The sequence below is a fragment of the Micromonospora sp. NPDC048905 genome, from assembly GCF_040649655.1.
Classification (GTDB): Bacteria; Actinomycetota; Actinomycetes; order Mycobacteriales; family Micromonosporaceae; genus Micromonospora.
Genome location: NZ_JBEZFV010000003.1, coordinates 188,759 through 214,271, shown reverse-complemented (window position 1 = coordinate 214,271; position 25,513 = coordinate 188,759). Strand labels below are relative to the sequence as shown.

Sequence of the window (25,513 nt, the reverse complement as noted above, 5' to 3'; positions counted from 1 at the left end):
CGGTCCGCTTCGGCGGGCCGCCCCTGTCGTCGTACCGGTGGTGGCTCTTCACCCCGCGGAGCCAGCGCGGATGTGGCTCTCTGGGGTGACTCGGCACGGCGGGCCGCGCTCCTAGCCTCGTGGCACGCCCAACCCGAGGAGACGCCGTGTCCGCCACCGCTCAACCGATCAACAGTCCCCGGTCGTACCTGGTGGTCCGCCTGGCCGGCCGCAGCCTCGTCTACTGCGCGACGCTGGTGCCGGTCGCCCTGTTCGCGCTGGTGACGACCCCGTGGGGCGGGGCCGATGCCGCCGTCGCGCGGTGGCGGTCCCTGCGTACCGGACTGCTCGGCGCGCCCCCGACGCCCGTGCCCGGCCGACGACCCGGCCCGGTCGCGGTGCTGGGCCACGCGCTGCTCAGCCTGCTCCTCGGCGCGGTGGCCCTGCTGCCGCTCGGCGTCCAACTGCTGCTGGTGCTGCGCGGCGTGCTCTACGGCCTGGTGGTCTCCGGGCCCTACGACGACGCCTGGGGTGGTCCGACCCGGGCCGGCGCGTGGCTGGCGCACTTCCTCATCGGCCTGCCGATCGCCGCGGCCGGCCTGGCTGCGCTGATCGGCATCGCCGCCGTGCACCAACGGCTGACCCGGCGCCTGGACGGGGAGCGAGGTCCGCGCTGGTTACTCCCGGCCACCCTGCTGATGGCGCTCGCCGGGGCGCTGCTCTTCGTCTCCTGGACCCGGCAGATCTGACGGCGAGGCCCCCTCCCGCACCGGGCGGAAGGGGCCTCGTCGACGTCGTTACAGCTCGACCGAACGGCGGCGGGCGACCTCGGCGAGGGTGACCGCGGCGGCCACGCTGGCGTTCAGCGACTCGACCTCGGAGATCATCGGGATGCTGACGGTGAGGTCGCAGGTCTCCCCGACCAGGCGGGACAGCCCGCGCCCCTCGGAACCGACCACGACCACCAGGGGGCCGACGGCGGCCTCCAGGTCGTACAGGTCGGTGTCACCGTCGGCGTCCAGGCCGACCACCATGAAGCCGGCGTCGCGGCACGCCTTCAGCGACCGGGTCAGGTTGGTCACCTGCGCCACGGGCACCCGCGCGGCCGCGCCGGCGCTGGTCCGCCAGGCGGTCGCGGTGATCCCAGCGGCACGACGCTCGGGTACGAAGACACCCTGCGCGCCGAACGCGGCAGCCGAGCGGATCACGGCGCCCAGGTTGCGCGGGTCGGTGACACCGTCCAGCGCCACAAGCAGCGGGGCCTGCTGCTCCAGGGCGGCGGCGACCATGTCCTCGAACGGCTGGTACGCGAACGGCGGCACCTGCAACCCGACGCCCTGGTGCAGCACCCCGCCGGTCATCCGGTCCAGCTCGGCCCGGCTGATCTCCAGGTTGGCGATGCCCCGGTCGGCGGCAGTCCGGATGATCTCGTTGATCCGGTCGTCCATGTCGATGCCCTGCGCGGTGTAGAGCGCAGTCGCCGGCACCTGGGCGCGCAGCGCCTCCAGCACCGGGTTGCGCCCGACCAGCAGCTCCGGCGTGTCCTTGCTCGGGTTGGACTTGCGCCCCGGCGCGACCCGAGGGCCGCCTCGGCCACCGGTGGCACCCCGGCCGCCGGTTGCACCTCTACCGGTGGCGGCACCCCGGCCGCCCGGTACGCCCCGACCGCCGCCCCGGCCCCAGGTGGTGTCCTTGCTGCCCGGCTGACCGATCTTGGGGGCGCGCCCCTCCTCAGCCGCCGCGCGACGCTCCTTGTCCTGCTTCCAGGCGGTGCGCTGGGGCAGCTTCTCGGTGCCCGAGTAGCCCTTGTGCCACGGCCGCTCGTCGGCGGGCAGGGTGCGCCCCCTCCCGGCCAACGAGTCCTTGTTCTTGCCGCCGGTGCCCTTGGGGGCGCCTGCCTTCGACGTCAGTCGCCGGCCACGGCGCTGCGAGTTGCCGGCCATCAGTCCTGCTCTCCAATAGTCCAACGGGGGCCCTGGGGGGTGTCCTCGACCACCACACCGGCCAGCTTGAGCTGGTCCCGTACCGCGTCGGCGGCAGCCCAGTCCTTGCGGCCCCGGGCCTGCGCGCGCTGCTCCAGGGCCAACGCGATCAGGGAGTCCACCACGGCACGTAGATCATCCGTGCGGCCACCGCCGGTCCAGGCCGGGCTGAGAGGGTCGACCCCGAGGATATCCAGCATCGCCCGTGCCGCGGCCAGGGTGGTGCGGACGGTCACATCGTCGCCGACGCTCAGCGCGGTGTTGCCGTCCCGAATGTGCTGTTGCAGCACAGCCAGCGCGGCGGACGTGTTGAGGTCGTCGTCCATCGCCGCGACGAAGCCGCCGGGCAGCTCGCCGGGCTGACCGACGCCGACCCGCTCGGCCGCCCGCTGCACGAAACCCTCGATCCGGCGGTACGCGGTCGCGGCGTCGCGGAGCGAGTCCTCCGAGTAGTCGATCACCGAGCGGTAGTGCGCGGCGGCATAGTAGTAACGCAGCTCGACCGGCCGCACCCCGAGCGAGTCCACGTACGCCAGGTCGAGCGCGTTGCCGGCCGACTTGCCCATCTTGGCCCCGCCGATGCTCAGCAGACCGTGGTGCACCCAGTGGCGGGCGAACGGCAGACCGGCGGCCTTGGACTGGGCGATCTCGTTCTCGTGGTGCGGGAACGTCAGGTCCAGCCCGCCGCCGTGGATGTCGAACTCCGGGCCGAGATACCGCCAGCACATCGCCGAGCACTCGATGTGCCAACCCGGGCGGCCGAGCCCCCACGGCGACGGCCAGTAGGCGTCCGCCGGCTCGTCCGGTTTAGCGCCCTTCCAGAGCGCGAAGTCGCGCGGGTCCCGCTTGCCCCGGTCGGGGGCGTCCCCGGCCGACTGCATCGCGTCCGGAGACTGGCCCGACAGCGACCCGTACGCCGGCCACGACGCCACGTCGAAGTAGACGTCGCCGGAGCCGTCGGTGGCCGGGTACGCGTGCCCGTCGGCGATCAACTTGGTGATCAGCTCGTGCATCTCCGGGATGTGCCCGGTGGCGCGCGGCTCATAGGTGGGCGGCAGTACGTTCAACGCCCGGTACGACTCGGCGAGGAGCAGTTCGTTCGCGTACGCGATCGACCAGAACGGTCGCCCCTGCTCGCCCGCCTTGACCAGGAGCTTGTCGTCGATGTCGGTCAGGTTGCGGATGAAGGTGACCTCGTAGCCGGCGGCCAGCAGCCACCGTCGCAGCACGTCATAGTTGACGCCGGAGCGAAGGTGACCGATGTGCGGCGGAGACTGGAGGGTGAGACCACACAGGTAGACCCCCACCTTGCCGGCTTCCCGGGGGACGAAGTCCCGCACCGATCGGGTGGCGGTGTCATACAGGCGTAGTGTCACCGTACAAGGGTAGCTGTCCGTGCCTGTCCGGACCTGCCGGTGCCGGGTCGTACGCTGCCAGGCGTGGACGCGACCGCACGCTCCGGCGATACTCCAGCCCCCACCGACGCGGTGCCGGGGCAGGCCAGCCCGATCGGACAAGCCGGCCCGGTCGGACAAGCCAGCGCGGTCGGGCGTGCCGATGCCGTGGCGGGACGTCCCGGAGAGATGTCGCAGACCCTCGACCGAGGGTTACGGCTGCTGCACCTGGTTGCCGACGCCGCAGGCGGCCTGACCGTCACCGAGGCCGCCAACCGGCTCGGCATCGGCCGGGCCGCCGTCTACCGGCTGGTCGGCCCACTGACCGGGCACGGCATGCTGCGCCGCGACGGCGACGGTCGGCTGCGCCTCGGCGCCGGGCTGCTGCACCTGGCCCGACGGGCCCAGCCGCTGCTCGCCGAAGGTGCCCTGCCCGCGCTACGCCGCCTCGCCGAGCAGGCCGGCGCAACCGCACATCTGACCGTCGTCGAGGGTGGCGAGGGCGTCGCCCTGGCCGTGGTCGAGCCAACCTGGACGTCGTTCCACGTCGCGTACCGCGCCGGGGCACGGCACCCGCTGGATCGAGGGGCGGCGGGCCGAGCCATCCTGGCCGGCCGAGCCGGAGAGGCGACGCCGGTGAGCAGCAGCGGGGAGTTGCAGGCCGGGGCGTACGGGGTGGCCGCACCGGTGCTCGGCGTGCCCGGGTTGGAGGCCAGCGTCGGCGTGGTCGCGCTCGCTCCACTGGACGTCGACACGATCGGACCCCAGGTGCTGGCCGCCGCCACAGCCATCACCACCGCCCTCAGCTGATCCCGACCGCCGCCCCACCACCTCGCGCCCGGCCCGGCACTGCCATTGATCGACTCGGGTTCAAGGATGGCGCGGTATCCCAAGGCCTGCGATGGCCCACCTTCCAGAAACGCGAGTCGATCACTGCCGACCCACGGCCCGGATCCTGCCCGCGACAGGCGCCGCCCGGCACACATCGCCACCGGCAGCACCGCCACGTCCCACGGCCCGGATCACCCCGCACGAAGTGGCCTGGACAGAAGACGTCCGCCAACGGGCCGGGATCTGACCAGGCGGGCGCGCCATACCACGATCGGCGGGCGGGCCCGTGGTTGTCCACAGGGCGCGAGGGCGGGCGTGGGTCAGGTTGTCCACAGGGGTTTCGGCGGCCGACCGGTGGTCGGCAGGCTGCTCGGCATGCCACCACGTCCGCATCGCCCCGACGCCCTGACCTGGCAGGTCTTCCGCGGCTCCGACGCTGTCCGGGATGGCCTGCTCACCGAGCATCAGCTACGCAGCTCCGCCTGGGTGCGGCTGCGCCACGACGTGTACGCCGACGCGCGGCTGGACCGGGACCACGCCCTGGCCTGTCGCGCGGCCCTCCTCCGGCTGCCGTCCGGGGTGATGATCGCTGGCCCGTCGGCCGCCTACCTGCACGGTGTCGAACACGCCGCCGCCTTCACCGACGACGTCCACGTCCTCGTGCCCCGCCCCCTGCGGATCGGTCCCCAACGCGGCCTCCGCGTGCACGTCAACGCCAGCACCCCACTGTCAACCGTCGAGTCACCGGGGCGGGCCGGGAGCATGCCGAACCCGTGTCGTGCAACGAACGACAATCGAACACCGGACCACGCACGTCGACTGACGCACCCCGGGCGAGCAGCGGTCGCCGGACGCCCGCCGGGCCTGAGCCGAACACCAGACGCGGACTCTCTCCGGAGAGTCGGGCGTCAGACCGCCGTCGGAATGCCACCCGGCCGCACACGGCAAATGCCCGGGCCAGCCGCATTGTCGGTTGAAACGGGCAGCGTGGCACTGCCCAGATCCGACGACGATCGACGAGTCGACACGCCCGGGCCACCCTGGGAGCCGGGCGGCAGGATTCCCCGTTCCGACCCGGGACGGTCCGCCTGGGAGACCGCCGTCTGGCTCGACCCGGTCCGCGCCGTCGCCATCGTCGACTCGCTGCTCGGTCAGGGACTGACCGATCGCGACACGCTTGGCGCTCTGGCGGCCGGAAACGCGGACCGGCCCGGTGGGCGACGAGCGCGGTGGCTCTTCGACCTGGCCGACGGCTCAGCCCAGTCCCCACCGGAGTCGCACCTACGCGTACGGCTGGTGCTCGGTGGGCTGCCACGCCCAGTCGTCCAACTTCCGGTGTACCTGGCCAATGGCGTTGTCCTGCATCCCAATCTGGCGTGGCCCGAGTTTCGGGTTGCTGTCGAGTACGACGGGCAGTGGCACTCTGACGCAGACCAGCTGCACCGCGACCGCCGTCGACTGAACCTGCTGGTCGGCGCGGGTTGGCTGGTCCTGCACGTGACCAGTCGACGGCTGCACGGCGAGTTCCCGGCGGTGCTCGGCGAGGTGCGCGCCGCGCTGGCCTCCCGCGGGTGGCGACGGTGACCCTCCACCGGACCACGATCAACTCAGATTCCTGGAAACCGCGCCGTCCACCGGACGTCGACACCCCACCCTCAGGAAACCCGAGTGGATCAAGCCCGCCGACCCGCACGGCCAGCCCGCACCGCAAGCCCGCACCGTTCGACGGTCGGTCAGGCCCGCAGACCGGCCGGCTCGGCCGGCACGTCGGTCAGCCCGGCGGGCAGGCTGGCCAGCGCGGCTGGCAGGTCGGCCAGGCTGGACACCTCGGCGTCGGGCGGGTGACCGTGTGGACGAGGCAGCCCGTGCCGGTTCAACCACACCGACCGCAGGCCCGCCCGCCGGGGTGCCACCACGTCGTGCTCCCACGAGTCCCCGACGTACACGATCTGCCCGGCCGGCACCCCGGCTGCGGCGACCACCGCCGCGTAGAAGTCCGGGGCCGGCTTCTTGGGCAGGCCGTTCTGGTGGGCGTACACCTCGAAGGCGAACTCTCCGGCGAGCCCGCAGCGCTCGGCGCGGCTGTTGCCGTTGGTGGCGAAGCCCAGGGCATACCGGGAGCGCAGCGTGGCCAGCGCCACTGGCACGTCCGGAAAGGGTCTGGTGAGGGCGAACCGGCGGGCGAAGAAGAGGTCGGCGATGTCGTCCAGGTCGTCGTTCAGGCCGGCGCGGGCCAGCGACCGGGCCAGTGCGGCGCGGCGGATCTCCATGACCGGGGCGGCCGACAGGTCACCGAAGACCGCGTCCCAGTCCGATTCGAGTTCGGCGAGCGTCACCTCGGTCGCCGCAGGGGTACGCCGTCGCATCTCGTCGAGGACGGCCTCCAGCCCGCCGGTCACCGCGGGGCGCAGATCGAGCAGAGTTTCGTCGGCGTCGAACACCACTGTGGTCAGCACGCTGCCCACTGTCTCACCGACCGTCGAGCGCCAGCGCCGGCTCGGTTGGGTCGGACGCGGACGCTGATGGAGTCCTGCGCAGCTCGTCGAGTCGGACCAGCGCGACCCCGGCGACGATCATCGCGCCGCCGAGGAGCTGCCAGCCGGTGGGCAACTCGTCCAGGAACAGCCAGGCGATCAGCACCGCGAAGAGCACCTCGGTCAACCCGACGAACGACGACAGCCGGGGGCCGAGGATCCGGTTGCCGGCGATACCGGCCAGGTACGCGATGACGGCGGCCACCAGCGAGAGCCCGGCGATGGGCAGCAGCCAACTGGTGGGCTGCCCGGCGAAGGTGACCTCGCCGAAGGTGGCGTGCAGCGGCAGCAGACCGGTCAGCCCGAGGAGGAGCAGCACGACGGCACCGATGGCCATTCCGCCGCTGGCCATGGCGACCGAGGGCAACCGGGGGTCGACCCGTCCGGCGAGCACGAAGTATCCGGCCAGGCCGAATGCCGCGCCCAGCCCCCAGAGCACCCCTACCGGGTGGAAGTCGGCGGTGCCAGCGAGGTCGAGCACGAACGCCAGTCCGATCAGGGCGGCTACCGACCCGGCCACGGTGAGCTGGCGGGGTCGTTGCCCGTGCCGCAGCCACATCCAGCCCACGACGAGGATGATGCCCAGGTATTCGAGCAACAGCGCGACACCGACCGGCAGGTAGCGCACGGCATTGAAATAGCAGACCTGGGCCAGCGCCACCCCGAGGAGCCCGAACAGCCCGATGGACGTGGCGTTGCTCCGCAGGACGGCCCACCTCCCCCGCATCGCGAGCACGGCGGGGATCGCCAGCACCAGGGCGGCGATGCCGACCCGGGCGATCACTGCCGACTCGGCCGACCAGCCGGCCTCGATGAGTGATCGCGCGAAGGTGCCCGAGGTGGCGAAGGTGATTGCGGAGAGCAGCGCCAACGCGACGCCGGCGGCAGGTCGTGAGTGCATGTCGCGCTCCTCGGGTCGGCACCGTGTCATGAGCAAACTATCCTTGTGCTGATGACGCTAGGCGGAAGCTCTGACAGGAGTCAAGATGCTCTTTGCTCATGACACCGAGTGTTCCCTGATTGCTGCCGCCGCGCTTGTGAATACGGCAGGTCGGTCCGGCGAACTGCTGCCTGACGTTGCCGCGCTGGACGCGTTCTTCGTCCGCCACTCCTACAGTGGGCGGCACGAGCACACCGACGCCGAGCTACGCGCCGTCCAGCGGTTGCGGCCCGGGCTGCGCCGCATCTGGGACGCCGAGCCGCCCGAGATCGTCGCCATCGTCAACGGCCTGCTGTTGGAACACCGGGCGCTGCCGCAGCTCATCGAGCACGACGACGAGCCGTACCATCTGCACGCCGTGCCCCGCGACGCGCCACTGGCCACCCGGATCGCGGTGGAGGCGGCGATGGCGATCGCCGACCTGGTCCGGATGGGCGAGCTGAGCCGACTGCGAGTCTGCGAGTACCCGGACTGCGACAACGTCGTCGTCGACCTGTCCCGCAACCGGTCCCGGCGGTTCTGCGAGGCCGGCTGCGGCAATCGCGCCGCGGTGACCGCCTACCGCGCCCGTCGGGCCACCGGTCGCTCCTGAGCGGCGGCCGCCCACTCCTCGGCCCGCAACTCGTACTCCACCTCGCCCTGCTCGGTCCCCGGAATCGGGTCGTCCCACTGGAGGTGGAAGGTCCGCACATAGCGCAGACCCGCCTTGGCCAGCACCCGCCGCGAGCGTTCGTTGACGGCCATCGTCTCGGCCCAGACCCGCCGCACCCCGACGGTGTCGAAGGCGTACCGGACCAACGCCCGCGACCCCTCGGTAGCCAGCCCCCGACCCCACGTCGAGCGCCGCAGCCGGTAGCCCAACTCGGCCTCGGTGCCGTCCGCCGAAGGGTCGAGCGCGAACCAGCCCAGGAAGTCGCCACTCTCCCGGTCGAGCGCCGCCCAACGACCCAGCCCGGGATGCCGCTCGTACTGGCCGAGGAGCCTGGGCAACTGCTCGTCGCGGACCGTGGCCAGCGGCGTGGCGACACCACCGCTGAGAAACCGCATCACCTCGGGATCACTGTCCAACTCGACCAGCACGTCGACGTCGGCCATGGTCAGCCGCCGAAACCACAACCGCTCGGTCCGTGGCAGGTCACCCATGACGGGATCATCCCGCCGCCCGTCACCACCGTCGAGCCGTTTACCCGCCCCGCCCAAGCCCAAGATCCGCGCAACATCGAGGAAGTTGCGTGGGAGAACACCCGCTCACCACCCGACCGACCACGCAAGATCGTGCTCGATCCAGGAAACAGTGGGGTCCGGGCGTGTGGAGGCCACTAATTCCTGGATCGAGCGCGATCACCCCGCACGGCGCGCTCCCCGCCGACCGGAGGTCAGGGGTGGGTCATCCGGAGCAGGTCCAGCGTCTCGTCCAGTTGGGTCTCAGTGAGCTTGCCGGAGTCGACGTGCCCCCGGGAGATCACCACCTCGCGGATGGAGGTCTGCTTGGCCAGTGCCTCCTTGGCGATCGAGGCGGCCTCGTCGTACCCCAGGTAGCGGTTGAGCGGGGTGACGATCGACGGTGAACCCTCGGCGTACGCCAGGCAGACCTCGGCGTCCGCGACCAGGCCGGCCACCAGCCGGTCGGCGAACAGCCGGCTCACCGCGGAGAGCAGCCGGATCGACTCCAGCAGGTTGCGGCCCATCACGGGGAGCATCACGTTCAGCTCGAAGTCGCCCTGGGAGCCGGCGAAGCCGACCGTCGCATCGTTGCCGATCACCTGTGCGCACACCTGTCGCATCGCCTCGGCGACCACCGGGTTGACCTTGCCGGGCATGATCGACGAGCCGGGCTGGAGGTCGGGGATACGCAGTTCGCGGAGTCCGGCACGCGGCCCGGAGCCCATCCACCGGATGTCGTTGGCGATCTTGTAAAGACCGACCGCCACGGTCCGCAGTTGCCCCGACGTCTCCACCAGGGCGTCCCGGGCACCCTGCGCCTCGAAGTGGTTGCGCGCCTCGGACAGCGGCAACCCCGTCGACTCACGTAGCTTGCCGATCACGGCGGCGGCGAAGCCGAGCGGGGTGTTGATCCCGGTGCCGACGGCGGTGCCACCCAGTGGCAGCTCGGCCAGTCGGGGCAACGCGCCCTCCAGCCGGTCCATGCCGTAGCGAACCTGGGCGGCGTACCCGCCGAACTCCTGGCCCAGGGTGACCGGGGTGGCGTCCATCAGGTGGGTGCGCCCGGCCTTGACCACGGTCTCGAACTCCGCGGCCTTGGCCTCCAGTGCCGAGGCCAGGTGGCCCAGCGACGGCAGCAGATCCTCCACGATGAACTGCGTGGCGGCCAGGTGGATCGACGATGGGAAGACGTCGTTGCTCGACTGGGAGGCGTTGACGTGATCGTTCGGGTGCACCGGTGAGCCCAGCTCCCGGCCCGCGAGCGTGGCGATCACCTCGTTGGCGTTCATGTTCGACGAGGTGCCCGAGCCGGTCTGGAACACGTCCACCGGGAACTGGTCGTCGTAACCGCCGTCGGCCACGTGCGCGGCGGCCGCGGCGATGGCGGCGGCCACGTTGGCGTCGATCACGCCCAACTCGCCGTTGACCTCGGCCGCCGCGCCCTTGATCTGGGCGAGGGCCTTGATCTGGGCCGGCTCGATACCGCGGCCGGAGATCGGGAAGTTCTGCACCGCACGCTGGGTCTGTGCCCGCCACAGCGCCTCGGCGGGCACCTCCACCTCGCCCATCGAGTCGCGTTCGATCCGGTATCCGGTCGCCTCTGGAGTCGTCACACGTACCATCCTGCCGCGCCCGCCGCCGACTCGCAGATGATCCGTCAGCCCAACTCGGCGAGCAGGCGTTCCACCTCGCGCTGGTCCGGCGACTCGATCTGACGGAGCAGGAACAGCGCCCGGGTCAGATGCGCTCGCGCCGCCGCCGGGTCGGTCGGCAGCAGACAGCGGGCCATTCCTTCCAGTGCCCGACCCTGCTCGTTTCTGGCACCCAGCCCGGTGGCGTCGGCGAGCACCCGGCGATGCAGGTCAAGTGCGCTCGTCACGTCCCCCTGGTCCAGGATGGCTCGGGCCAGCAGGTTACGCGAACCGCACTGGGCGACGCGGTCCCCCACCTCGGTCATCGCGACGAGTGCCGCACGGTGCAGGTCGGCGGCCTGTTCCGGACGCCCGGCCTCCCGTTCCATCATCCCGATCTCGTTCAACACCTCACCCTCACCGAACCGGGTGCCCATCTCCCGCTTGAAACGCAGTGCCACCCGCAGCAACCGGCTGGCCGGTCCCACATCACCCATCCGATGCCGGATCATCCCGAGATGCCCGAGGGCGTTGCCGATCCGGCGCGGGCCGCCGACCTCGCGGGCAATGCTCAGGTGCCGTCGGGCAACGAGCAGCGCCTCGTCGAGCCGTCCCCACAGCAGCAGGGTCATCGACAGGTTGTTGAGTTCGTTCGTCAGCGCTTCCTTGTCGCGCATCCGCGTCGCCACCGCGCGGGCCTCGTCGAAGCACTCCCGGGCGCGGCGGAACTCGAAGTTGCCGGCGTACGAGCTGCCCAGGTTGCCGAGGGTGTTGCGGAACCCGCTGCGCAGACCCAGCTCGCGGAAGATTTCGAGTGACCTCTCCATGACCCGGATCGACTCGGGAAAATCACCCAGCCGGTAGTGGGCCGAGGCCAGATAGTTGAGCATCGTCGCCACTGCCCGGTCGTTGCCCAACGCCTCGGCGGCGCGCAGGCCGATCGTGTGGGTCTCGATCAGCTCATCCAGCCGACCGCCCTCGAACTGGGCGTACCAGCACGCCCTCGCCAACTGCCAGCAGTAGTTGAGGAATGCCTCGGTCTCCGCCAGTCGGACCAGGGCGGTCCACACGGCCAGGTTCTCGTCGAGCCAGGCCTGGCCCTGCTCGGCGACGAGCGCGACCAGGTCCGGGCGGAGCGGTTCCGCCACCACGATCAGCGAGTGCAGCGAGGAGAGTTCCGTCTTGCGCGCGATCGCCGTGGCGACGTGCAGATGGTGGTCGAGGAGACGTTCGATGCCGTCCCGCCGCTCGACCTCTCGGCCCGGCTCGGACACCAGGGTCCGTGCGTACTCCCGGACCAGGTCGTGCAACCGGTACCGACCCGGCTCGGCCTCTTCCACCAGGTTCGCGTCGACCAACTCGTCCAGCAGGTCCTGGGCGTCGGGCAGGGAAAGCTCGGCGAGGACGGCGGCGACCGAGTTGTCGAACCGAACCCCCGGGTGCAGGCCGAGCAGCCGGAACGCACGCTGCGCCGCCGGCGACACCTGGGCGTACGACAGGGCGAAGGCCCGCCCGACGGACCTGTCGCCCGCCTCGAACTCGGCCAACGGGTCGGGTCGACTCGTCAGCCGCTCGGCCAGGTCGGCGATGCGCCAACGGGGGCGGTGCGCCAGTCGGGCGCCGGCCAGCCGGATGGCGAGGGGCAGGTGACCGCAACGGCGGACGACCTCGGTGGCCGCCTCCGGCTCGGCCGCCACCCGGTCGACGCCGACCACGTGGCCGAGCAACTCGATCGCCTCGTCCGTGTCGAGCACGGGCAGTGACGACGGCCGCCCCTCGTCCACCCCGACCAGCCGGCGACGGCTGGTGATCAGGACCAGGCAGCGCGGACCGTTGGGCAGCAGGGGCGTCACCTGGTCGGCGGTGGCCGCGTTGTCCAGCACCAGCAGGGCCCGCCGGCCGGCCAGCTCGTTGCGCCAGAGCGCCAACCGGTCGTCCTGGTTGGTCGGCACCCGCTCGGCGGGCAGGCCGAGCTGCCGCAGCAGCGTGGCCACCGCAGCGGCCGGAGTCAGTGGGGTGCGCTCACTGTGCCCGTGCAGGTCGATGTAGAGCTGGGCGTCCGGGTAGTCGCCGGCCAGGGCGGTGGCGACGTGCACCGCGAGGGTGGTCTTGCCGCTGCCGGCCATTCCGTCGATGAGTTGGATTCGCGCGCCGGCCTCCACGTCCTTCCGGAGGCGGGCCAGCGTCTGCTGCCGACCGGTGAAGTCGCCGATCGCCCGGGGCAGCGAGCGGACCGGCTGGATCGGCGACGACGCCCGACCGGCCAGGACAAGATCGCCGGCGAGTACGCGTTGATGCAGCTTCTGGAGCTCGGCGCCCGGCTCGATGCCCAGTTCGTCGGCGTAGAACCGCCGACCCTCCCGGTAGACCGCGAGCGCGTCGGCCTGTCGACCGACCGAGGACAGCGCGAGCATCAGTTGGCCGCGCAGTCGCTCTCGCAGCGGATGCTGGTCGATGCTCTCGGCGAGTTCGTCGATCAACTCGGCGCCTCGGCCGAGACGCAGCTCGACGTCGACGCACTCCTCCACCGCGGTCAGGCGCTGCTCGTCGAGGGCCTGCGCGCGGCGGCGGATGCTCCGGCTCGGGATACCGCCGAGCGCCGGCCCTCGCCAGAGCGCCAGGGCACCGCGGTATGCCGTCCGCGCGTCGTCCAGCCGACCGGCCTCCGCGCTGGCCCGGGCCGTCTCCACACCCCGCGCGAAGACCTCGACGTCCAGGTCGTCCGGCCCGGTGCGGACGCCGTACCCCGCCGGATCGGTGACGATGGCCTCCGGTGCCAGCCCAAGCTCGGCGAACCGGCGTCGCAACCGCGACACACAGGTCTGCAACTGGGCCCGGGCGGTGGCCGGCGGGCGTTCCTCCCACACCGCGTCGACCAGCTCTTCGACAGGCACGAGCCGGCCGGCCCGCAACAGCAGCATGGCGAGCACGATCCGGTCTCGACCAGCGGTGACAGTGCTCTCGCCACCGCCGACCCGCAGAGGCCCCAGGATCCCGAACCGCATCTGCTCCCCCGCCTCAATGGCCCGACTTTCAGCAGCGTAGTCCGGCGGTGACAGATTGGCTCAGTCAGGCGATAGCGATGTGAGAGTGGATCGGCAGCGGTCCATCGGACACTCACTCCCGAGTTGTCGGTGACGGCATCCGACGGGGGCGGTGCGCACGCCCGCCGCCTCCGGTGGGGTGGGCGCACCGATGTCGGTACAGCACAGGCGACAGAAGGGGCGTCGAGCGGATTCGCTCGACGCCCCTTGCCGTGCCGGTGGGGTCAGCGGCGACCGACGGTGAGCACCGGCTTGGTCACCTCGGCGAAGAAGTCGTTGCCCTTGTCGTCGACCACGATGAAGGCGGGAAAGTCCTCCACCTCGATCTTCCAGACCGCCTCCATGCCCAGCTCCGCGTATTCGAGGACCTCGACGTGCTTAATGCAGTCCTGGGCGAGGCGGGCCGCGGGGCCGCCGATCGAGCCGAGGTAGAACCCGCCGTGCTGCTGGCAGGAACGGGTCACCTGGCCGGACCGGTTGCCCTTGGCGAGCATCACCTGGGAGCCGCCGGCGGCCTGGAACTTCTCCACGTAGGCGTCCATCCGGCCGGCGGTGGTCGGCCCGAAGGAGCCGGAGGCGTAGCCCTCGGGGGTCTTCGCCGGCCCGGCGTAGTAGACCGCGTGGTCGCGTAGGTACTGCGGCATCGGCTCACCGGCGTCCAGCCGCTCGGCGATCTTCGCGTGCGCGATGTCCCGGGCCACCACGAGCGGGCCGGACAGCGACAGCCGGGTCTTCACCGGGTACTTGGACAGCTCGGCGCGGATCTCGTCCATCGGCCGGTTCAGGTCGACCCGGACGACCAGCTCGGCGTCGAGCGCGTCGTCGGTGACGTCGGGCAGGAACCGCGCCGGGTCGGTCTCGAGTCGCTCCAGCCACACGCCGGACGGGGTGATCTTGGCAACCGCCTGCCGGTCCGCCGAACAGGAGACGGCGATCGCCACCGGGCAGGACGCGCCGTGCCGGGGCAGCCGGACCACCCGCACGTCGTGGCAGAAGTACCGGCCGCCGAACTGCGCGCCGATGCCGAAGTTGCGGGTCAGCTCCAGCACCTCCGCCTCCAGCTCCAGGTCGCGGAAACCGTGCGCGCTCATCGAGCCGGAGGTGGGCAGCGCGTCGAGATACTTCGCGCTGGCGTACTTCGCGGTCTTCAGGGCGTACTCGGCGGAGGTGCCGCCGATGACGATGGCCAGGTGGTACGGCGGGCAGGCGGCGGTGCCGATCAGCCGCAGCTTCTCCTCCAGGAACTGCATCATCCGCGTCGGGTTGAGCAGCGCCTTGGTCTCCTGGTAGAGGTACGACTTGTTGGCCGAGCCGCCACCCTTGGCCATGAACAGGAACTTGTACGCGTCGGGGTGCCCGTCCGGGTCCTCGGCGTACAACTCGACCTGGGCCGGCAGGTTGCTGCCGGTGTTGCGTTCGTCCCACATGGTCAGCGGGGCGAGCTGGGAGTACCGCAGGTTGAGCTTCGTGTAGGCCTGGTAGACGCCCCGGGAGATGGCCTCGGCGTCGGCGCCGTCGGTGAGCACGTGCCGGCCGCGCTTGCCCATCACGATCGCGGTGCCGGTGTCCTGGCACATCGGCAGCACCCCGCCGGCGGCGATGTTGGCGTTGCGCAGCAGGTCCAGCGCGACGAACCGATCGTTCGGCGAGGCGGCCGGGTCGTCGATGATCGCCCGGAGCTGGGCCAGGTGCGCGGGGCGGAGGTAGTGCGCGATGTCGTGCATCGCCTCGGCGGTCAGCGCGGTGAGCGCGGACGGCTCCACGGTGAGGAACCGGCGGCCTCCCGGGCCGTGTACGACGTCGACGCCCTCGTCGGTGACCAGGCGATAGTCCGTCTGGTCGGGGCCGGTCGGCAGCAGGGGGGCGTACGAGAATGCGGCGGCACTGCTCATGAGCGGCAAGCCTAGGGCAGACCGGTCGATCACTCCCACCCGCCGGGCGGGTCCTGGGACGCCGCTCTCATCCCGCGGTCCCGCCGCCCGCTCAGCGATCGGACGACCAGGCCCTCAGCCGTCCTTGCCGCCGTCCGGTTCGGGGCAGAGTTCCCCCTTCGGCCCGCAGTCGCCGTTGTTCGGCGCACCGGGGCCGGTGCCGCCCGGGCCGGGGGTCCCGCCGTCGCCGGGCGGGCGGGCCGGCGAGCCCCCGCCAGCGCCGAAGCGGACGTAGCCGATCTCGCGCCCCTCACCAATGATCATGCCCTGCGACCCGACCGCGAGGGCGTTCGCCGAGGTGCGCAGCACTGCCAACTCCCGGCCGTTGCGCGGGTCGACCGCGGCCAACCGGGACGGCTTCTCGTCCGCGACCACCGCCGCGTACGGGGTCAGCGCGGCACCGGCCTTGCCGCTGGCGGGACGCGTCCACAGCACCCGGTCGGTGCCGAGCTGACGGGCGACCACGGAACGTTTGTCGGCGGCGCGGAACACCGCGTAGCGGTCGTCGACGGCGATCAGCTTGGTGCCCGGTTCGCCGACCCAGAGCAGTCGGCCGTCGTACCCGTCGACGACCGCCTCGCGGCTGTCTGGGCCGACACCGATCAGCACGTTCCGCGCACCCTGCGGGTCTTCGCGCTGCACGCAGCCGGCGCTGTCGGCGGTCCGCAGGTTGACCCCGGCCCGCTGCCAGGCCTCCTGCCCGGTCGCCGGGTCCCGGGCGGAGATGGCGAAGTAGCAGGTGCCGTCCTGGGAGCGGGCGGCGATCCGCAGCATCCGGCCGCCCACCACGGACAGCCGCTCGTCCCGCCCGGGTTCGACGTTCTGCAAGACGCGACCGGTGGCGGTGTCGACGACGTGCACCCGACCGTCCACCGGGAAGCCGAGCAGCGGTGGCGCTGGTTCCGCCCCGGCCACCCCGTCGTCGACCCGGGTGGCGGTGAGCCGGCGGGTGCCGCGCAGACCCGGGTTGTCGGCGAGTAGGCCGCTGTGCACCCCGGGCAGGAACGCTGTCCAGAGTGGCGTGGTGCCGCGCGGGTCCCAGGCACTCAGGGTGCAGTCGGTGGCTTCCGTGCAGCGGGCGTCGAGGAGCAGGTTGCGGTACGTCCAGACGGCCACCGCGTCGTCGTCGCGTCGCCGGGTCGCCCCGGTCGCCGGGTCGAGCAGCTCGTACCCCTTGACCAGGAGCTTGCCCACGGCGACGACCGCGTCCCGGTCGCCGCCGGCGACCGCCGCCCAGTCCGCCTTGCGCTCCCAGAGCTGCGCCCCGGTGGCGAGGCTGCGGGCCTCCACCCGGGTGCGCTGTTCGACCACGACGGCGTCGCCGGCGATGGTCACGCTGCGCGGTGTGCCGCCGATCCGTTGCTGCCAGACCACGTCCGGCTCGGAGATGGGTTCGCTGCGGTCCACCCAGTCCCACAGGCCGGGGAAGGGATTCCACACGCCGGTCGCGGCGAGCGCGACGACCACGGCGAGGCCGAGCAGCAGCCCGCCGCGCACGCTCCCCTTCGCCACCCGCACACCGTAGCCACGATCACGGATCTTCCGTACGCCCGCGCCGCCGTGTCGCCGCGCTTTCTGCGCGCGAAGGTGTTACGAGGACGCCCGCACGGCGCTGCGCACCAGCGGCAGCGTGCGATAGGGGATCTGCTCGGCCAACGCGATGATCGTCGAGGCCCGGGTGATGCCGGCGGACGAGACGATCTGGTCGATGACCCGTTGCAGGTCGGTGTTGGAGCGGGCCACGATCCGGCAGAGCAGGTCGCTGGAGCCGGTGATGGTGTGCGCCTCCAGCACCTCGGGGATGGCGGCGAGGTGGGCGGTGACCGGGTCGTGGCCGTGCCGCTGGCTGATCTCCAGGGTGACGAAGCTGGTCACCCCGAACCCGATCGCGGCCGGTGCGATCTCCGGGCCGAAGCCCACGATGACCCGCCGCTCGACGAGCTTGTCCAGCCGGGCCTGCACGGTGCCGCGGGCCACCCCGAGCCGGCGGGAGCACTCCAGCACCCCGATCCGCGGCTCCTCGGCGAGCAGTTCGATCAAGCGCACGTCGAGGACGTCGAGCTGTACATTCTGCTCACCATTCATGGACCCAGACCATACCGAATGCGCAACCTGACCAGCATTTACCCGGACAGTTGCCCAGCCGATGCCCGCACCGCGATCCTTCGGTCAACAACCGGCCCACGAGGCCGGCCGGTACGCGAGGGAGGCCATCATGACCCAGGCGATCGACCGACCCCAGTCGACCGAGGACGTCGACGTCGACCGGCTCGTCGGCGCTGTCGACCACGACATCAGCCACGACCCGTTCCCGGTCCGGGGCCTCGACCACGTGCACTTCCTGGTCGGCAACGCCAAGCAGGCCGCGCACTACTACTCCACCGCGTTCGGCATGACCTGCGTGGCGTACCGAGGCCCCGAGCAGGGTTACCGGGACCACGCCCAGTACGTGCTGACCAGCGGCTCGGCCCGGTTCGTGCTGACCGGCGCGGTGCGCCCGGACGCCGATGGTGCCGAGCACGTGGCGAAGCACAGCGACGGGATCAGCGACATCGCGCTGGAGGTCCCGGACGTCGACGCCGCGTACGCGCACGCCATCGCGCAGGGCGCCGCCAGCGTCGTGGAGCCGCACGAGGTGACCGACGAGCACGGCACCGTCCGGATGGCCGCCATCGCCGCGTACGGCGACACCCGGCACACGCTCGTCGACAGGTCCCGCTACACCGGCCCGTTCCTGCCCGGCTTCGCCGCTCGCGGCCCGATCGTGGACCGGCAGCCGATGATCGCCGCCGGCATCCAGCCGAAGCGCTTCTTCCAGGCCGTCGACCACGTGGTCGGCAACGTGGAGTTGGGCCGGATGGACGAGTGGGTCGAGTTCTACAAGCGGGTGATGGGCTTCTCCAACATGGCGGAGTTCGTCGGCGACGACATCGCCACCGACTACTCGGCGCTGATGAGCAAGGTCGTCGCGAACGGCACCCGCAAGGTGAAGTTCCCGCTCAACGAGCCGGCGATCGCCCGTAAGAAGTCGCAGATCGACGAGTACCTGGAGTTCTACCAGGGTCCCGGGGCGCAGCACATCGCCGTCGCCACCAACGACATCCTGGCCAGCGTCGACGCGATGCGGGCCGCCGGGGTGGAGTTCCTGGACACGCCGGACTCGTACTACGAGGACCCCGAGCTGCGCGCCCGCATCGGCAAGGTGCGGGTGCCGATCGAGGAGCTGAAGGCCCGCAAGATCCTGGTCGACCGGGACGAGGACGGCTACCTGCTCCAGATCTTCACCAAGCCGGTGCAGGACCGCCCCACGGTCTTCTTCGAGCTGATCGAGCGGCACGGCTCGCTCGGTTTCGGCAAGGGCAACTTCAAGGCGCTGTTCCAGGCTATCGAGCGGGAGCAGGAAGCCCGCGGCAACCTGTAACACTTGCGGGCGTGACGCAGCCTCCGTCGTACCCGACGCCGCCGGCCGGTGGGCCCCAGCCCGCCGCCGGCGGCGTGGCGCCGCCGCCCGGACCACACCCCCACGGGTACGCGGTGCCGCCGCAGTACGCCCCACCCGGGTACGCACCGCCACCGTGGCACGCCGGACCACCCGGCCCGCCGCCTCCGCCGCTGAGCCCGGGCGGTCAGCCGCTCGCGAGTTTCGCCGACCGGCTGCTGGCCTGGTTGATCGACACGGCGCTGGCCAGCGCCGTGTCGCTGGTGCTGTTCCTGCCGTTCTTCCTCATCCTCTGGTGGCGGATGTTCACCGAGATGACCCGGACCCACACGGACGGCCCGCTGGTGGAAGCCGATCTGCCCACCCTCTTCGTCGAGTTCTTCCTGCCGATCCTGCTGCTACAGCTCGGGCTCCTCGTCGTGATGCTCGGGTTCTACTGGCTCTACCACGTGGAGTACCTCAAGCGCGGTGGTCAGACGGTCGGCAAGAAGGTGCTGAATCTGCGCGTGGTGCCGATCGACCCGAGCCGCACGTTGGACCGGCGGATGGCCGGCCGGCGCTGGCTCGTGCAGTACCTGGGAGCTTCGTTGGTCCCGGGGGGTGCCTACGTCGACGGGTTGTGGCAGCTCTGGGACAAGCCGTGGCAGCAGTGCCTCCACGACAAGTTCGCCGACACGGTCGTCGTTAAGGTGTCCTCGTGAGCGAGCGCAACGACCGAAACAGCAGGCAGCGAAGCGGAGCGGTGGCGTGAGCGAGCGCAGTGAGCGAACCAGCAGGCTCAGGAGCGTGGCGCCTCGCGCCGGCGCGCAGCGAAGCGGAGCGGCGGCGTGAGCGTTCAACCCGGCTGGTACGTGGACCCGGCCGACACCGACACCAGGCGTTACTGGGACGGCGAGGGGTGGCTCGGCGCGCCCATTCCCGTCGACGCCATTCCGCCGGACGGCCCTCCGCCGGTCGAGCCGCCGCCCGCGCCGGTCGCCCCGGTCGCGCCCGCGGCGTCGGGCACCCCGGACCCGGCGACCGTCGTCCCCGGCGGGCCGCCGCATCCGGGTCCACCACCGGGGTACGGCCCACCACCGGGGTACGGCCCACCACCGGGGTACGGCCCGCAGTCGGGCCACGGCCCAGTCTCGGGACCGGCTGCCGGCCCTCCCGGTTGGGGTCCGCAGGGCGGTCCGCCGGGCTGGGTGCCTCCGGGTGGCCAACCTGGCTGGGCGCCCCCGCCCGGGCACCCCGGTTGGTCGATGCGACCGCCCGAGCCGCGTCCGCACGGCTTCGTGCTGGCCGGCTACGGCCGCCGGTTCGTTGCTCGGCTGATCGACTTCGGCCTCGTCTTCGCGCTGAACATCGTGGCCAACGGCTGGTTCGTCTGGCGTTGGGCGCAGGAGTGGGCCCCGTACTGGCGGGAGATCTTCCGGCGGGCCGAGCGGGGCGAGACCTCCGCCGAGGGCCTGCCGTTGCCCGGCGAGCAGGCCAACTCGCTCCTGCTGGTGATCCTGCTGATCGCCGCGGCGCTCTGGCTGGCGTACGAGGTGCCGGCCATGGCCGCCAACGGGCAGACCGTCGGCAAGCGGCTGATGCGGATCCGGGCGGTGCCGATCGCCACCGACCAGCCGCTGGGCATGGTTCGGTCGCTGAGCCGGTGGAGTCTGCTGGGTCTGCCGACGCTGTTCTGGTACTGCGCCGGGATCGGTCTGGTGCTGCAACTCGTCGACGCCCTCTCCCCGCTCTTCGACCACCCGCTGCGCCAGGCGCTGCACGACAAGCGCGCGCAGACAGTCGTCGTCGAAGTTCCGCACGGCTTCGCTTCCACCCCCTCGAACGACCGCAACCAGCCCCCGGGAGACACCCCATGACCGACTCCGGACGTCATCAGCCGGCGCTGCGGCTGACCCGCGCCGACCTGGACGCGCTACCCAACTACGTGCCGGGTCGCAGTCCCGCCGACCTGGCCCGTGAGTTGGGCCTGCCGGAGGCCATCAAGCTGGCCAGCAACGAGGTGCCGTACGGGCCGCTGCCGGGCGTGGTGGAGGCGGTCACCGAGGCGATCACCACCTCGCACCGCTACCCGGACATGGGCGTGGTGGCGCTGCGGGACGCGCTGGCCGAGCGGTACGGGGTGCACGCCGACCGGATCGCCACCGGCTGCGGGTCCGTGGCGCTCGCCGAGCACCTGGTGCGGGCCACCTGCCTGCCCGGCGACGAGGTGCTGTACTCGTGGCGGTCCTTCGAGGCGTACCCGATCATCGTGGCGACCAGCGGCGCGACGAGCGTGCGGGTGCCCAACGACGCCGGGCACGGGCACGACCTGGCGGCGATGGCCGCGGCGGTGACCGAACGGACTCGGGTGATCTTCGTCTGCAACCCGAACAACCCCACCGGTACGGCCGTGCGCCGGGGAGAGTTGGACCGGTTCCTCGACGCGGTGCCGGACGACGTGCTGGTGGTGATCGACGAGGCGTACCGGGAGTTCGTCACCGACGCGGAGGTGCCGGACGGTCTCGACTACCTGGACCGGCCGAACGTGGCGGTGTTGCGCACCCTGTCCAAGGCGTGGGGTCTGGCCGGGCTGCGGATGGGCTGGCTGGTTGCCCAGCCGGTGGTGGCCGCGGCCATCCGCAAGGTGGCGACCCCGTTCTCCAGCAGCACGGCGGCCCAGGCCGGGGCGCTCGCCGCGCTGACCCAGGCGACGGAGATGGCGCGTCGCTGCGCCCTGGTCGTCGCCGAGCGGGACCGGGTCACCGAGGCGCTGCGCAAGTTCGTGCCCGAACTGCCGACGAGCCAGGCCAACTTCGTCTGGCTGCCGCTGGGCGAGCGGGCCGTGGCGTTCGGCAAGGCGTGCGAGTCACGCGGGGTGATCGTGCGGCCGTTCGCCGGGGACGGGGTCCGGGTCACCATCGGCACCCCTGCCGAGAACGACGCGTTCCTGGCCGCTGCGGAGTCCGCACTGATCTGACCCAGAAAGGGTCATAAGCGCTGTTTGTCCGCTTGTGCCCCGCTGCCTGCCCTATCTTCCGAAGTAGCCGGCTGTATCGAGGAATCACGCCGGCTCACTTCGAGAACGGGGTAACAAACAGTGCGTACTGCCAAGATCTGCCTCGCCGGAGCGGCCGCCGCCGCGATGGTGGGCTTCCTCGCCGCACCGGCCGCCGCCGCTCCCACCGACACCACCGACGTCACCTTCGAGGTGGCGGCGGGCACCCTCGACATCGACGCGCCGGCCACCGCCGACCTGGGCAGCGGCGCGCCCGGTAGCACCATCACCGGCCAGCTCGGCCCGGTCACGGTCACCGACTCCCGGGGTGCGGCGGACGCCTCCTGGGTCGCCTCAGTGACGGCCAGCGTCTTCCAGACCGGCGGCGGCACCCCCGCCGAGACGGTCCTCCCGGGGGAGATCGACTACTGGTCCGGCCCGGCCACGGCGACCACCGGCACCGGCACCTTCACGCCGGGCCAGGCCAACGCCGGCGCCGCCGCGCCGCTGGACAGCGTCACCCCGCTCACGGCGTTCACCCACGCCGGTGGCACCGGCGGCAACACCGCGACCTGGAACCCGACCCTGATCGTCAACGTGCCGCTGGACAGCATCGCGGGCGTCTACACCGGGACGGTGACGCATTCGGTGGCCTAGCCGCCACGGCCGGTCGACCGTCGCGGTCGCACTGGCGCTGCTCTCCCTCGCCGGTCCGGGTCTGACGACCCGGGCCGGCGCGGCCGAGCCAGACGCCGACGACCGCCTCGGAATCCGGCTGCTGGAGGCACCCACCAACCGGCGCGACGACCCCCGGGCGTTGCGCTACATCGTCGACCACCTGCCGCCGGGCACCACCATCAAGCGGCAACTGCTGATCACCAATCGCACCGACGAGGCCCGCCGCATCGACGTGTATCCGGCGGCGGCGAGCGTGGAGGGTTCGGAGTTCAGGTTCGGCGAGGGCCGCGCGGCCAACGAGCTGACGTCCTGGGTCACCCTCGACACCTCGGCTGTCGAGGTGGAAGCGTGGGGCGAGGCCCGGGTCCTGGCGACCATCACGGTGCCGCCGCCCGCCTCGCGCGGCGAGCGGTACGGCGTGATCTGGGCGTCCGCCACCTCCGCGCCCCGGGCCGGCGGAGAGGTCACCCAGATCCACCGGGTCGGTGTCCGGATGTACCTCGACATCGGACCCGGCGGCGAACCGGTCTCCGACTTCTCCATCGGTGAGCTTCGCCCGGCCCGCGGCCCCGAGGGCGAGCCCTCGGTGACCGCCCAGGTCACCAACACCGGCGGTCGTGCCATCGACCTGACCGGCTCGGTCACCCTCAGCGACGGACCGGCCGACAGCCGCGCTGGCCCGTTCCCCGTGGTGCAGGGCGTCACGCTGGCGCCGGGCGGCTCCGGGCAGGTCATCGCCCGGCTACCGGCCGCGTTGCCGAACGGACCCTGGAAGATCGAGGTGAACCTGGAGAGCGGGCTGGTGAAGCGCAGCGTCAGCGCGCAGATCGAGTTTCCCGACCCGGGTCAGGTCGGCAAGCGGGGCAACGTCATCTCCCGGATGGTGTCCGGCTGGACCGTGGCGGCGGCCGTCGCGGGCCTCCTGCTCCTCGCCGGACTCGCGGTGCTGATCCGCCGCTCCCGCCAGTCCCCTCGGCCCCCCACCGGCAGGCCACGGGAGCGGGTTCCGGCCGGACGTTGACGCCACGCCGGCGGCCGCACAGCGCATCGGCCGCCGGTGGCGGGTTCCGCACCGGCCATCGACGAGGTGCACACGATGGACCAGCCACCGGCGGCGGGCTCGCGCCAACCGCCGACGGCCGGCGTACATCACACGCGCCGCCAGCGACGGGCGGCGAGGCCACCGACGATCAGCAGGAGCACGCCCAGTCCGACGAGCAGCAACGTCGACCCGCCGGAACCGGTGACCGGCAGTTGACCGTGGCTGGGCGTGGGCTGCGGTGGCGCCGGCGTGGGTTGCGTGGGCGTCGGCGTCGCGGGTTGCGTGGGGGTGGGCGTGGGTGACGCGGGTTGCGTCGGCGTGGGTGTCGGCGACGCCGGCAGGATCTCGAAGGTGACGCCCGTGTCCGCCGACGGCGCTACCCGGACGGCAGCAAACCCGCGCGCCGACGCGGGATCGGCGTCGAGCACCGGCGGAACCGCCAGCGCGAGGCTCGCCGCGGCGGCGAGTGCGCCACCCACGAGATAGTTGGCTGCTGTCCTGCCCATGCGCCGACCCCTTCCCGAGGAAACCTGAACCGTGAAAAACATACCTTTTACCGCCAAAAGGTATGCAGGGTTCAGCTCTGCGGGTGCCGGAGACACCACGATCAGGTGGCGGCCAGGATCACCGCTTCCGCCGTCAGGTAGTAGCGCCGGTCGTCGCCGGCGGGGTCGACCGGCCTGCGGAGTCGTTCCACCGCGACATAGCCGCCCCCGGCCCCCACCGCCCCGGGCACCCAGCCCGTCCCGTCCCGTCCGACGTTGAGCGAGAAGCGGGACAGTCGCCTACCGGTCGCCGGGTCCAGCGTCACCAGTTCGTTGGCGTCGGTCAGCAGGTGCACCCGGCCAGGCTGCGCGGCCAGGACCCGTGCCGTACCCAGATCAGCGGACCGCCACAACTCCGCGCCCGTACGCGCCGACCGACCCACCACCACCCCGTCGAGCACCACCACGGCCTGCTCACCCACCACGGTTGCCCCGGCCGGATCGAGCGCGGGGGCAGCGACCGGCTCGCCGACGCCCACCAGCCAACCCCGGCCGGCCGCGTCGCCCGGTCCCGCGGTGCGCAAGGCCGGGCAGTCCGACCGACCGGTACGACAACCGAGCGGAGTCACCACCAACTCGTCGGACCCACCCGGCGGTCGCCACCGTTCCCGCACCACACCGGTCGCCGCGTCCCGAAACTCAACAGTCGCGGGTCCGGCACACCGGTCCAGACCGATCAGCTGTCCGTCGGCCGTGGTGCCGACGTCGCTGCGGCACCGGCCGGGCAGCTCGACCCGCCAGAGTTGCCGGCCGCCGCTCACCTCGACCCCGCGCGCCTCGGTGTCCCCGCTGACCACCACCACCGTGCGGCCGTCCGTGAGGTCGGTGAGGTGCAGCCCGCGCGGATCCCAGACGATTGCCGCACCGGTACGGCGTACCACCGCATCGCTCTCGGCGGGCTTCGGACCGTCAGCCTTCCAGAGCACCCGCCCGGTCGGCGCGTCGAGCGCGACCAGTTGCCCGTCGGACCAGCGGCTGACCACCGTACGGCCGCTGGCCACCACCCCGGTCAACTCCGCCGGCCAGCGCCGGTACGACCAGTACGGGGTGGTCCGGTGCCGACCGTCGACCGGCCGGTCGGCGTACACCTGGCGGTGCGCCGCGTACACCCGCAGCCTCCCGTCCACGATCAACGGTGCGACCGGCAGTCGACCCACCACACCGGCAGCTGGTCGGGCCGCCTGCGGATAGTCCGCCTGGGCCACCGTGCTCACCTCGGCCGGCGCGAGCACCCGGTAACCGATGACCACGACGACCACGGTCGCGAGCAGCGCCGCGACCGCCATCGCGAGCCGTCGTCGGCCCCTCGGGATCCCCATGCCGCACCTCCGCCCGGCACCCTACCCAGCGGAACCTGCCGGACCCCGCGCAGGTCAGGGCGACCACGCGCGGATGCGGAGGTGAC

The 25,513-nt window shown here is 72.0% G+C and carries 22 protein-coding genes; 10 read left to right on the top strand and 12 right to left on the bottom strand.

Features of this window, described 5'->3' with window-relative positions; all coding sequences use genetic code 11:
* Nucleotides 1-146 precede the first annotated feature (146 nt).
* Nucleotides 147-728: a hypothetical protein gene (locus AB0C01_RS09160; RefSeq protein ID WP_357252688.1), complete on the top strand. Its 582-nt coding sequence runs from the start codon at nt 147-149 to the stop codon at nt 726-728.
* Between the two features lie 48 nt (nt 729-776).
* Here the strand turns inward: AB0C01_RS09160 and rlmB are convergent, their stop codons facing one another.
* Nucleotides 777-1,922, bottom strand: coding sequence for a 23S rRNA (guanosine(2251)-2'-O)-methyltransferase RlmB (gene rlmB, locus AB0C01_RS09155; RefSeq protein ID WP_357252691.1), 1,146 nt, complete (start codon nt 1,920-1,922; stop codon nt 777-779).
* On the bottom strand, nt 1,922-3,337 hold the full coding sequence (gene cysS, locus AB0C01_RS09150; protein WP_357252694.1) for a cysteine--tRNA ligase: 1,416 nt from the start codon (nt 3,335-3,337) through the stop codon (nt 1,922-1,924). The genes rlmB and cysS overlap by 1 nt, the downstream gene beginning before the upstream one ends.
* Before the next feature lie 207 nt (nt 3,338-3,544).
* Between cysS and AB0C01_RS09145 the strand changes: the two genes are divergently transcribed.
* Nucleotides 3,545-4,165 (top strand): helix-turn-helix domain-containing protein, encoded by a 621-nt coding sequence (locus AB0C01_RS09145; RefSeq protein ID WP_357570954.1) that lies wholly within the window; start codon nt 3,545-3,547, stop codon nt 4,163-4,165.
* 396 nt (nt 4,166-4,561) lie between these two features.
* On the top strand, nt 4,562-5,770 hold the full coding sequence (locus AB0C01_RS09140; RefSeq protein WP_357570806.1) for a hypothetical protein: 1,209 nt from the start codon (nt 4,562-4,564) through the stop codon (nt 5,768-5,770).
* Between the two features lie 149 nt (nt 5,771-5,919).
* Here AB0C01_RS09140 and AB0C01_RS09135 read toward each other — a convergent pair whose 3' ends face one another.
* A complete protein-coding gene (locus AB0C01_RS09135) occupies nt 5,920-6,642 on the bottom strand; it encodes an HAD family hydrolase (RefSeq protein ID WP_357570805.1) in 723 nt (240 codons plus the stop codon).
* 13 nt (nt 6,643-6,655) lie between these two features.
* Nucleotides 6,656-7,621 carry an EamA family transporter gene (locus AB0C01_RS09130; RefSeq protein WP_357252701.1) on the bottom strand — a complete coding sequence of 322 codons (966 nt, stop codon included), beginning with the start codon at nt 7,619-7,621 and terminating at the stop codon, nt 6,656-6,658.
* An 85-nt stretch (nt 7,622-7,706) separates the two neighbouring features.
* Here AB0C01_RS09130 and AB0C01_RS09125 point away from each other — a divergent pair, with 85 nt between their 5' ends.
* On the top strand, nt 7,707-8,252 hold the full coding sequence (locus tag AB0C01_RS09125; protein ID WP_357252704.1) for a CGNR zinc finger domain-containing protein: 546 nt from the start codon (nt 7,707-7,709) through the stop codon (nt 8,250-8,252).
* Here AB0C01_RS09125 and AB0C01_RS09120 read toward each other — a convergent pair.
* The 6 genes from AB0C01_RS09120 to AB0C01_RS09095 all read right to left on the bottom strand — a co-directional run bounded on the left by AB0C01_RS09120 (nt 8,219) and on the right by AB0C01_RS09095 (nt 17,515).
* The gene (locus AB0C01_RS09120) at nt 8,219-8,803 is read right to left on the bottom strand and encodes a GNAT family N-acetyltransferase (protein ID WP_357570804.1); all 585 of its coding nucleotides are present in this window, start codon (nt 8,801-8,803) and stop codon (nt 8,219-8,221) included. The two genes, AB0C01_RS09125 and AB0C01_RS09120, sit on opposite strands and share 34 nt — an antisense overlap.
* A gap of 233 nt (nt 8,804-9,036) precedes the next feature.
* Complete coding sequence (locus tag AB0C01_RS09115; RefSeq protein WP_357570803.1) at nt 9,037-10,446, bottom strand: class II fumarate hydratase; 1,410 nt, start codon at nt 10,444-10,446, stop codon at nt 9,037-9,039.
* A 35-nt stretch (nt 10,447-10,481) separates the two neighbouring features.
* Complete coding sequence (locus tag AB0C01_RS09110) at nt 10,482-13,460, bottom strand: BTAD domain-containing putative transcriptional regulator (protein ID WP_357570802.1); 2,979 nt, start codon at nt 13,458-13,460, stop codon at nt 10,482-10,484.
* A gap of 263 nt (nt 13,461-13,723) precedes the next feature.
* A complete protein-coding gene (locus AB0C01_RS09105) occupies nt 13,724-15,391 on the bottom strand; it encodes a fumarate hydratase (protein WP_357370701.1) in 1,668 nt (555 codons plus the stop codon).
* Between the two features lie 114 nt (nt 15,392-15,505).
* Entirely contained in the window at nt 15,506-16,915 is a 1,410-nt protein-coding gene (locus tag AB0C01_RS09100; RefSeq protein WP_357253046.1) for a PQQ-binding-like beta-propeller repeat protein, read from the bottom strand.
* A 105-nt stretch (nt 16,916-17,020) separates the two neighbouring features.
* Complete coding sequence (locus AB0C01_RS09095) at nt 17,021-17,515, bottom strand: Lrp/AsnC family transcriptional regulator (RefSeq protein WP_357252719.1); 495 nt, start codon at nt 17,513-17,515, stop codon at nt 17,021-17,023.
* 130 nt (nt 17,516-17,645) lie between these two features.
* Between AB0C01_RS09095 and hppD the strand changes: the two genes are divergently transcribed.
* The 6 genes from hppD (at nt 17,646) to AB0C01_RS09065 (ending at nt 23,542) form a co-directional block, all read left to right on the top strand.
* Nucleotides 17,646-18,851 carry a 4-hydroxyphenylpyruvate dioxygenase gene (gene hppD / locus AB0C01_RS09090; protein ID WP_357252721.1) on the top strand — a complete coding sequence of 402 codons (1,206 nt, stop codon included), beginning with the start codon at nt 17,646-17,648 and terminating at the stop codon, nt 18,849-18,851.
* Between the two features lie 11 nt (nt 18,852-18,862).
* Nucleotides 18,863-19,570 (top strand): RDD family protein, encoded by a 708-nt coding sequence (locus AB0C01_RS09085; protein WP_357252724.1) that lies wholly within the window; start codon nt 18,863-18,865, stop codon nt 19,568-19,570.
* Nucleotides 19,571-19,696: 126 nt separating this feature from the next.
* Nucleotides 19,697-20,725: an RDD family protein gene (locus AB0C01_RS09080; RefSeq protein ID WP_357570801.1), complete on the top strand. Its 1,029-nt coding sequence runs from the start codon at nt 19,697-19,699 to the stop codon at nt 20,723-20,725.
* Nucleotides 20,722-21,825: a histidinol-phosphate transaminase gene (gene hisC / locus AB0C01_RS09075; protein ID WP_357252730.1), complete on the top strand. Its 1,104-nt coding sequence runs from the start codon at nt 20,722-20,724 to the stop codon at nt 21,823-21,825. Before AB0C01_RS09080 ends, hisC begins: the two co-directional genes overlap by 4 nt.
* A 120-nt stretch (nt 21,826-21,945) precedes the next feature.
* Complete coding sequence (locus AB0C01_RS09070; RefSeq protein ID WP_357252733.1) at nt 21,946-22,500, top strand: hypothetical protein; 555 nt, start codon at nt 21,946-21,948, stop codon at nt 22,498-22,500.
* 160 nt (nt 22,501-22,660) lie between these two features.
* Complete coding sequence (locus AB0C01_RS09065; protein WP_357570800.1) at nt 22,661-23,542, top strand: hypothetical protein; 882 nt, start codon at nt 22,661-22,663, stop codon at nt 23,540-23,542.
* Nucleotides 23,543-23,670: 128 nt separating this feature from the next.
* Here AB0C01_RS09065 and AB0C01_RS09060 read toward each other — a convergent pair whose 3' ends face one another.
* Together AB0C01_RS09060 and AB0C01_RS09055 are read right to left on the bottom strand one after the other, a co-directional pair.
* Complete coding sequence (locus AB0C01_RS09060; protein WP_357570799.1) at nt 23,671-24,069, bottom strand: LPXTG cell wall anchor domain-containing protein; 399 nt, start codon at nt 24,067-24,069, stop codon at nt 23,671-23,673.
* A gap of 101 nt (nt 24,070-24,170) precedes the next feature.
* Nucleotides 24,171-25,427, bottom strand: a complete 1,257-nt coding sequence (locus tag AB0C01_RS09055; RefSeq protein WP_357570798.1) for a PQQ-binding-like beta-propeller repeat protein — start codon at nt 25,425-25,427, stop codon at nt 24,171-24,173.
* Nucleotides 25,428-25,513 lie beyond the last annotated feature (86 nt).

Excerpts from the sequence above, each read along its gene's own strand:
- rlmB (WP_357252691.1), bottom strand. The coding sequence starts at position 1,922 with ATGGCCGGCAACTCGCAGCGCCGTGGCCGGCGACTGACGTCGAAGGCA.
- AB0C01_RS09145 (WP_357570954.1), top strand. The coding sequence starts at position 3,545 with ATGTCGCAGACCCTCGACCGAGGGTTACGGCTGCTGCACCTGGTTGCC.
- AB0C01_RS09140 (WP_357570806.1), top strand. The coding sequence starts at position 4,562 with ATGCCACCACGTCCGCATCGCCCCGACGCCCTGACCTGGCAGGTCTTC.
- AB0C01_RS09130 (WP_357252701.1), bottom strand. The coding sequence starts at position 7,621 with ATGCACTCACGACCTGCCGCCGGCGTCGCGTTGGCGCTGCTCTCCGCA.
- AB0C01_RS09125 (WP_357252704.1), top strand. The coding sequence starts at position 7,707 with ATGCTCTTTGCTCATGACACCGAGTGTTCCCTGATTGCTGCCGCCGCG.
- AB0C01_RS09120 (WP_357570804.1), bottom strand. The coding sequence starts at position 8,803 with ATGGGTGACCTGCCACGGACCGAGCGGTTGTGGTTTCGGCGGCTGACC.
- AB0C01_RS09115 (WP_357570803.1), bottom strand. The coding sequence starts at position 10,446 with ATGGTACGTGTGACGACTCCAGAGGCGACCGGATACCGGATCGAACGC.
- AB0C01_RS09110 (WP_357570802.1), bottom strand. The coding sequence starts at position 13,460 with ATGCGGTTCGGGATCCTGGGGCCTCTGCGGGTCGGCGGTGGCGAGAGC.
- AB0C01_RS09105 (WP_357370701.1), bottom strand. The coding sequence starts at position 15,391 with ATGAGCAGTGCCGCCGCATTCTCGTACGCCCCCCTGCTGCCGACCGGC.
- AB0C01_RS09095 (WP_357252719.1), bottom strand. The coding sequence starts at position 17,515 with ATGAATGGTGAGCAGAATGTACAGCTCGACGTCCTCGACGTGCGCTTG.
- hppD (WP_357252721.1), top strand. The coding sequence starts at position 17,646 with ATGACCCAGGCGATCGACCGACCCCAGTCGACCGAGGACGTCGACGTC.
- hisC (WP_357252730.1), top strand. The coding sequence starts at position 20,722 with ATGACCGACTCCGGACGTCATCAGCCGGCGCTGCGGCTGACCCGCGCC.
- AB0C01_RS09060 (WP_357570799.1), bottom strand. The coding sequence starts at position 24,069 with ATGGGCAGGACAGCAGCCAACTATCTCGTGGGTGGCGCACTCGCCGCC.
- AB0C01_RS09055 (WP_357570798.1), bottom strand. The coding sequence starts at position 25,427 with ATGGGGATCCCGAGGGGCCGACGACGGCTCGCGATGGCGGTCGCGGCG.